The following is a 7,352-nucleotide window of genomic DNA, read 5'->3' on the forward strand; positions in this document are numbered from 1 at the left end:
GCCAAAAGCCGCTGGAGACTACGCCTGACGTCGCGCGGCTGTCGGAAGATGCCGTGCTCAAGAAAAAGCTCGCCGACTTTGTCAGCGCCAATGTCGGCGCGGTCGATCTAGGCGTCTACGAGATACCGGACGAGTTCCTGGCGAGGAAGGTCATCTCGTGGTCCACCTTCGGCAGCGCACGGCAGGCCAATCATCCGTTCACGCCGCTGTTCCAGCCTGCGGATTTCGCCGGGCTCGACTATTCGGCGCTGCAATTGGTACGCACACCGGAAGCGCTGGTCGAGCGCCTGGACAATGGCGCCTGCCAGGGCTGCCATCAGGCAGGGTCCACCGCCGGCTTCCATTTCATCGGCCTGGACGACAAGACGACGTCGCCGCTCAACCGGATCGAGGTCGGCATCTCGCCGCACCTCCATGCCGAAATCCCGCGCCGCGTGGCCTGGCTGCGGGCCACGACCGAAGGCAAGGAGCCAAACCGTTTGCATCCGCTGTCCTTCGCGCCACCGGCGGCCTGGAAATACACCGAGGTTGATTACGCGCCGGCAGAAGCGGCGATGCCGTGCCTGATGCCGGAGGACGCCGCCCGCTTCGGCCGGACCTGGCAGTGCGGCGGCGGCACCGTCTGCACGCCGCTCGCCACGGCTTCGGGGGTGCGCACCAGGCTGGCGCAATGCCTGCTGCCCAAGGACAGCAGGGCGATGTTTTCCGGCCATCCGTGTCTGACGGGATCGATCGCCAGCAATCCGTCGCACCCCTTCAACGACCGCTACACCATCACCGGGCAGTTCGCCGCGTTCGCCTCCGACATCTCACGCACCGCCTACACGTGCCGGCCGCCGAAGATCGGCGTGCCGGCCGGCATCGCATATCGCGGCTGCGACGACAAGGACCGCACCTTCGCCGCCTTCAAGGCCGGCAAGCCGATGCCGAACGAGATCTGCGGCCTGGTCGGCGGCAAGAAATTCGACACCTGCGTGGCGACCAACAATTTCGACCAATGCCTCGGCGGCGCGGTCAATCGCGGCAACCGGCCGGCCTGCTCGGCTGACCATTTTTGCCGCGAGGACTATATGTGCCAGTCGCTGCCGCCGGACACGCCGGGCGCCGCCAAGGTGAAAGGCATCGGCTTCTGCTCGCCGACCTATTTCATCTTCCAGATGCGCATCGACAACCACGCAACGCCATGGGCGAGCGCTGCGCGCGCGACGATGGGTGCGGGTTTCGGAGCGGCGGAAGAGGAGTAGCGATATCAGGCGCCTGGCGGGCGGCGCGGTTCCGCGAAGGCAGCAGCCAAGGCCTCGCGCACCCTTTCCTCGCTGACACCGGATGTATCCTCGATCCAACTCGGGGTCGAAATGGGCGGCTCGAGAAAGCGGACATGGTCATTGACCGGCCCATGTACGTAGGAAAGGTTCGAGCCGAATATCTGCACGCAGGGAATGTTCAAGGCTGCCGCGGCATGGGACATGCCGCCATTGACGCCAAGGAACAGCGCTGACGCGCCAAGCTGGTACATCACGTCGATCAGCGGCGTCGTGGTGAAATCGATCGCTTGCGGCACCTCGGCGCGGATCCGGTTCGCCGCATCATGTTCGCGAGGGCCGCCGACAATCCATACCGCCCAGCCGCGGCTGCAATAGTCCTTGGCGATCGAGATGAAGCGCCCCATCGGCCACGATCGCGGACTCGTCATATCTCCGGTGAAGATGGCCAGGGCCGGCGTGCCGGCTTCGACACCGGCGCGGCTGCGCCACTCATCCAGTTCCGCGCCAGGAATGACCAGCTGCGGCGCCGGCCAATCGACGTTCGCCGGCTTTGCGCCCAGCGTGGCAATGGAGCATACCTCCTCGTAGAGGCGTGTCTTGCGCGGGCCGAACGCCCACAAATGCCGCAGCCAATCAGCAGGAAGGCGATTGACCAACCCGAACTGCAACTCCTGCGGATAGCCGATGCGTTCCGGAATGCCGGCCAAGAACGGAATCAGGGCCGCTTTGATCGTGCTCGTCATGAGATAGGCCGAGCCATAGTTCTGCTTGCGAAGCTCGCGTATCAGGTCGCGGCGCTCTGCCAGACCGAGTTGCATATGCCGCTTCTTTAGTGCCCAGGCCTTGCGGACATGCGGCATGAAGCGGGCAAAGGATACGTTTCCGGGCGATGTCACGACGTCGATCGGGCGCTCGGGAAACCGTTCCGCGAGGATGCGGATGGCCGAATGACAGCGGACGAAATCGCCGACCGCCGGAAAGCCGACCAGAAGAATTGGATTCAAGGCGAACACCCTTTTTGTTTTCTCTTTCCGCGCCGGAGCATTCCCTGCCGTCCGGAGATTGACTTGACTCGTTTCGGCTGCCTATTGCCGCTACGCTTTCCGGCGGGTCCATATTCCCAGCCGGTGAATTTTGACAAGGCTCATCAGAAGAGGGCAATAGCATGGTCCGCCCCATACTCGTCGAGATCGCCCCAGGCGAATTGCTGGACAAGATATCGATCCTCGAGATCAAGGCGGCAAGCATCGCCGACGCGTCCAAGCTGGCCAACGTCCTGCACGAGCTGGAGCAGCTAGCGCATGTTCGCGACGAACACATCCCCAGTTCAGAGGCGCTGGCTGGCCTCTACGCCGAGTTGAAGGCCGTCAACCAGGCGCTCTGGGTCATCGAGGACGATATCCGCATCGAAGAGCTCAACAAGCGATTCGGCGATCGTTTCATCGAGCTCGCCCGCGGCGTCTACCGCACGAACGACCGCCGCGCCGCCCTGAAGCGCGAGATAAACCTGCTGCTGAGTTCCGCGATCATCGAGGAAAAATCCTACGAGCACTACGAGTAGGACGGTCTCACAGCGGGGTGTTGTCGCGGCAGCGTGCGGCACGAACCCTCAGCGTTGGAGATAGTCCTCCATCTGCCCGGTCCATCTACTGTCGAACGCAGCGATCTGTTGTTCGACCGTATCCGGGCTCAGCAGCGTCGAGAGCGCTGTCCGACGTATCGGGGCGATCTCAGGCGCTTCGACGTACCCAAGTGCTGCCAACCGCTGTGCCCATGAGGGGTGCGTCGACTTGCCGTCGTCCGGACGCACCCACGCCTTTTGCGCGCAAGCGTCCAGGTACTGGGCTTGCGACAGCTCCCCGGCCGCTTCCAACAGGCGGGCAAGTGGCGGTCGCGGCGGACGCAAAGCGCCCATCACCTCGCGCCGCAGCGGCTCATAGACTTTCTCGGCGAAATGTACGTCTGCCGCCGCGACGAGCAGGAGCGCGCGCGCCGCTTGTTCGGCATTTCCGGATGTCGCCGCGTGGCGATCCGCCTTGATCTCCGCCTCGCGTGAAAGTCGGATGTCTTCCCGCTCGAACGATTCCGACAGCCAGCCGATAGCCGCATGGAGGAGGCTGCCCGATATCGTCACCCCAGGTGGCGCGTACTCGAACACGAAGCCGAAACTGTTCTCGAACTCGGCAAGGTTGAGGCCGCCATTGGTGTCCTTGTTGCGCACATGCGCGTCTTCATGGGCAAGAATTGCCGCAAGAGCATTTTCGTCGGTAACGACGAGCAAGGGGATGCCGACCGTCAAAAATAGCCGGCGGCCGAGAAGACCAAGAAGCGTGCGCTCCTCCCGCACGCCGGCGTTCAAGCTGTCCTCCAGCGCAATCACGGTGCGGGCGGCTCTGCGCGGGCCGGCGACTTTTTCCCACTGGTCCCACAGGCCAGGTGCCTCCGCCCGGCTCACTCCCTTGATCTTGCTGCGCCGAAAGCCGGCAAACAATGTGCCGAATAGAAAAGCCGCCGCGGTGGTCGAGATCGGCATGACGAGAAATCCGCAGGCGATGAACCAGACTGGATGGCTGTCGAGCAGCGACATCCAGATACAGAAGATGATGGCTGCGGGAACCACGAAAAACAGCACCCCGAACCTGCCGAACCGCCGCCCAGCGCTGATGATGAAGCGCGACATTCAGGTCACAACGGGATGTTGTCGTGCTTCTTCCAGGGGTTCTGCATGTCCTTGTTGCGCAGCATCCTGAGCGCCCGGGCAACGCGACGACGGGTCGAATGCGGCATGATCACCTCGTCGACATAGCCGCGTTCGGCGGCGACGAAGGGCGACAGGAAGCGATCCTCGTAAGCCTTTGTATGCGCTGCGATCTTTCCCGCGTCGCCGATGTCCTTGCGGTAGATGATCTCGACCGCGCCCCTGGCACCCATCACCGCAATCTGTGCCGTCGGCCAGGCATAGTTCATGTCGCCGCGCAGATGCTTTGACGCCATCACGTCATAGGCCCCGCCATAGGCCTTCCTAGTGATTACGGTGATCTTCGGCACGGTCGCCTCGGCATAGGCGAACAGCAGCTTGGCGCCGTGCTTGATCAGCCCGCCATATTCCTGCGCGGTACCCGGCAGGAAGCCGGGAACATCGACGAAGGTGACGATCGGGATCGAAAAGCAGTCGCAGAAGCGAACGAAGCGCGCCGCCTTGCGGCTGGCGTCGGAATCGAGCACGCCGGCCAGCACCATCGGCTGGTTGGCGATAAAGCCGACGGTGCGGCCCTCGACGCGGCCGAAGCCGGTGACGATGTTTCTGGCAAAGCTTTGCTGGATCTCGAAGAAGTCGCCTTCGTCGGCAACCTTCAGGATCAACTCCTTGATATCGTATGGCTTGTTGGCGTTGTCGGGGATCAGCCGGTCGAGCGATAGATCGTGATCGGTCACTGACTGGTAGCATTCGATCTCGGGAATTTCCGACGTATTGGAGGCCGGTAGCAGGTCGACCAGCCGGCGCATCTGCAGCAGCGCCTCGACGTCGTTGTCGTAGGCGCCGTCGGCGATCGACGACTTCGTGGTGTGGACGGAGGCGCCGCCGAGGCTCTCTGCCGTCACCGTCTCGTTGGTGACGGTCTTCACCACGTCCGGCCCGGTGACGAACATGTAGGAGGTGTCGCGGACCATGAAGATGAAGTCGGTCATCGCCGGTGAATAGACGTCGCCGCCGGCGCAAGGGCCCATGATCAGCGATATCTGGGGGATCACGCCGGAGGCGAGCACGTTGCGCTGGAAGATCTCGGCGTAGCCGCCGAGTGCGGCCACGCCTTCCTGGATGCGAGCGCCGCCGGCGTCATAGAGACCGATGATAGGCGCGCGGTTGCGCAGCGCCATCTCCTGAACCTTGACCACCTTCTCGGCATGCGCCTCCGACAGCGAGCCGCCGAACACGGTGAAGTCCTTGGCGAAGACATAGACCGGGCGGCCGTTGACCGTGCCCCAGCCGGTGACGACGCCGTCGCCGGCGATCTTGGTCTTCTCCATGCTGAAATCGGTCGAGCGGTGCTCGACATACATGTCGAACTCCTCGAACGAACCCTCATCGAGGAAGACGTCGATGCGCTCGCGGGCGGTGAGCTTGCCTTTCTGGTGCTGGGCGTCGATGCGGGCCTTGCCGCCGCCCATGCGGGCGATCTCGCGGCGGCGCTCGAGCTCCTTCAGCACGTCCTTCATCGCGGTCCCCCAAACGGATAGCTGCGTTTGTGGTAATGATGCGCGCAGGGGAGCGCAAGCGCCGCGTTTGCCATGGTTTTTGCTGCATTGCAGCATGCGGCCCTTGCATTTCGAGGCGAACTCGTCCATATGCAGCGGCATAGGCGCTTGGGCCGGCATTGTCCGGCCTTCTCGACGAATGAGACTGGTTGCGTCTGTTTTCCCTCTTTCCGGTGTTCGGCCCCTCTTCCCGGTACATCACAAAGTGGCGAAAAAGCCCCGAGGCATGAAGCTTGCGGGCACGACAGCGCAGCCGCGCGGACGATCCCGTCCGCCGCCTTGTCGTTCCATGACAATTTTTCGACGGCAGGTTGCGCCCTGCCGCCATCGATGTTTGCGGCTACAGGCCGCGTGAAAGAAGATTATTTTGACCAACGAAAACACAGCGGAACAGAATGGTTTCGCCGCGCTCGGGATCTCCGGCGCGCTGCTCAAGGCCACTCATGCCGCGGGCTTCACCGACCCGAAGCCGATTCAGGTCCAGGCGATCCCGCCACAGCTGGAAGGCCGTGACATTTTCGGCATCGCCCAGACCGGTTCGGGCAAGACCGCGGCCTTCGCGCTGCCGATCCTGTCGAAGATCATTGGGCTCGGCACCAAGCGCCGGCCGAAGACGACCCGCGCGCTGATCCTGGCGCCGACCCGCGAGCTCGCCGTTCAGATCGAGGACACCATCAAGATCCTCGCCAAGGGCGCGCATGTCTCGACCGCGCTCGTGCTCGGCGGCGTCTCGCGCTTCAGCCAGGTGAAGAAGATCGCGCCCGGCGTCGATATCCTGATCGCCACGCCCGGCCGGCTGACCGACCTGGTGCGTGAGGGCGATCTGATCCTCGCCGACACTAAATGGCTGGTGCTCGACGAAGGCGACCGCATGCTTGACATGGGTTTCATCAATGACGTCAAGCGCATCGCCAAGGCGACCGCGCCCGACCGCCAGACGGCGCTGTTCTCGGCGACCATGCCGGACGAGATCGCCGAATTGGCGAAAGGCCTGTTGAAGACCCCGGTTCGCGTCGAAGTCGCGCCGCAAAGCACGGCGGCGGCTGAGATCGTGCAGAGCGTCGTCCTTGCCCGCACCAAGCAGAAGCGCCAGGTGCTGTCCAAGATGCTCGCCGATGAGGCGATGAAGTCGGTCATCATCTTTTCTCGCACCAAGCATGGCGCCGACAGGGTGACCAAGGATCTCGATCGTGATGGCTTCAAGGCCGCCGTCATCCATGGCAACAAGTCGCAGAATGCCCGCCAGAAGGCGCTCAACGATTTCCGCGACGGCTCGGTCCGCATCCTGGTGGCGACCGACATAGCCGCGCGCGGCATCGACGTGCCAGGCATCAGCCATGTCGTAAACTTCGATCTGCCGGACGAGGCGGAAAGCTATGTCCACCGTATTGGCCGCACCGGCCGCAACGGCAGGGACGGCATCGCCATCACGCTTTGCGACCCGTCGGAGAACGCCAAGCTGCGCCAGGTCGAGCGGATTATCCGCGCCAAGTTGCCGGTCGCTGCCGACCATCTCGGCAGCCCCGACCCCCAGCGCAACCCTGCCGAAAGGAACGAGCGTCATTTCGAGCCGGCTAACGACCGTGAACACCATGGCGGCCGTCGCGACGGCAGGCGCCCCGGCGGCGGCAACAACGGCTTCGGCAAGAAGCGTTTTGGCGGCAAGCCCAGTGGCGATCGTCCCGTCGCGGGCAAGCCGCAGGGCGAGCGTCCTGAGGGCCGCAAGCCTTTCAAGGGCAACAACAAGCGCCGTTACGGCGGCAAGCGGCCGGCGACCCGGGCTGCCTGAAGCAGCGGTCCGCCGAGCCTCCTGACCTGGCTTGATACGCC

5 protein-coding genes and 1 pseudogene are annotated in these 7,352 nt (G+C 63.7%); 3 read left to right on the forward strand and 3 right to left on the reverse strand.

Going from position 1 to position 7,352, the window contains the following annotated elements:
• A pseudogene (locus EN781_RS20275) lies at positions 1-1,244 on the forward strand (hypothetical protein); the annotation flags it as partial.
• Positions 1,245-1,249: 5 nt separating this feature from the next.
• Here EN781_RS20275 and waaF read toward each other — a convergent pair.
• The gene (waaF, locus tag EN781_RS20280) at positions 1,250-2,278 is read right to left on the reverse strand and encodes a lipopolysaccharide heptosyltransferase II (protein ID WP_245455466.1); all 1,029 of its coding nucleotides are present in this window, start codon (positions 2,276-2,278) and stop codon (positions 1,250-1,252) included.
• A gap of 152 nt (positions 2,279-2,430) precedes the next feature.
• On the opposite strand from waaF, the gene EN781_RS20285 reads away from it, so the two are divergent.
• Positions 2,431-2,826 (forward strand): DUF6165 family protein, encoded by a 396-nt coding sequence (locus tag EN781_RS20285; RefSeq protein WP_126054656.1) that lies wholly within the window; start codon positions 2,431-2,433, stop codon positions 2,824-2,826.
• A 48-nt stretch (positions 2,827-2,874) separates the two neighbouring features.
• On the opposite strand, the gene EN781_RS20290 is transcribed toward EN781_RS20285, so the two are convergent.
• A complete protein-coding gene (locus tag EN781_RS20290; RefSeq protein WP_126054655.1) occupies positions 2,875-3,945 on the reverse strand; it encodes a M48 family metallopeptidase in 1,071 nt (356 codons plus the stop codon).
• A gap of 5 nt (positions 3,946-3,950) precedes the next feature.
• Positions 3,951-5,483 (reverse strand): acyl-CoA carboxylase subunit beta, encoded by a 1,533-nt coding sequence (locus EN781_RS20295; protein ID WP_126054654.1) that lies wholly within the window; start codon positions 5,481-5,483, stop codon positions 3,951-3,953.
• A 406-nt stretch (positions 5,484-5,889) separates the two neighbouring features.
• Between EN781_RS20295 and EN781_RS20300 the strand changes: the two genes are divergently transcribed.
• Positions 5,890-7,311: a DEAD/DEAH box helicase gene (locus EN781_RS20300; protein ID WP_189347710.1), complete on the forward strand. Its 1,422-nt coding sequence runs from the start codon at positions 5,890-5,892 to the stop codon at positions 7,309-7,311.
• The last annotated feature ends 41 nt before the right edge of the window (positions 7,312-7,352 follow it).

This window comes from Mesorhizobium sp. M4A.F.Ca.ET.090.04.2.1 (genome assembly GCF_003999085.1).
In the GTDB taxonomy this organism is placed as follows: Bacteria; Pseudomonadota; Alphaproteobacteria; order Rhizobiales; family Rhizobiaceae; genus Mesorhizobium.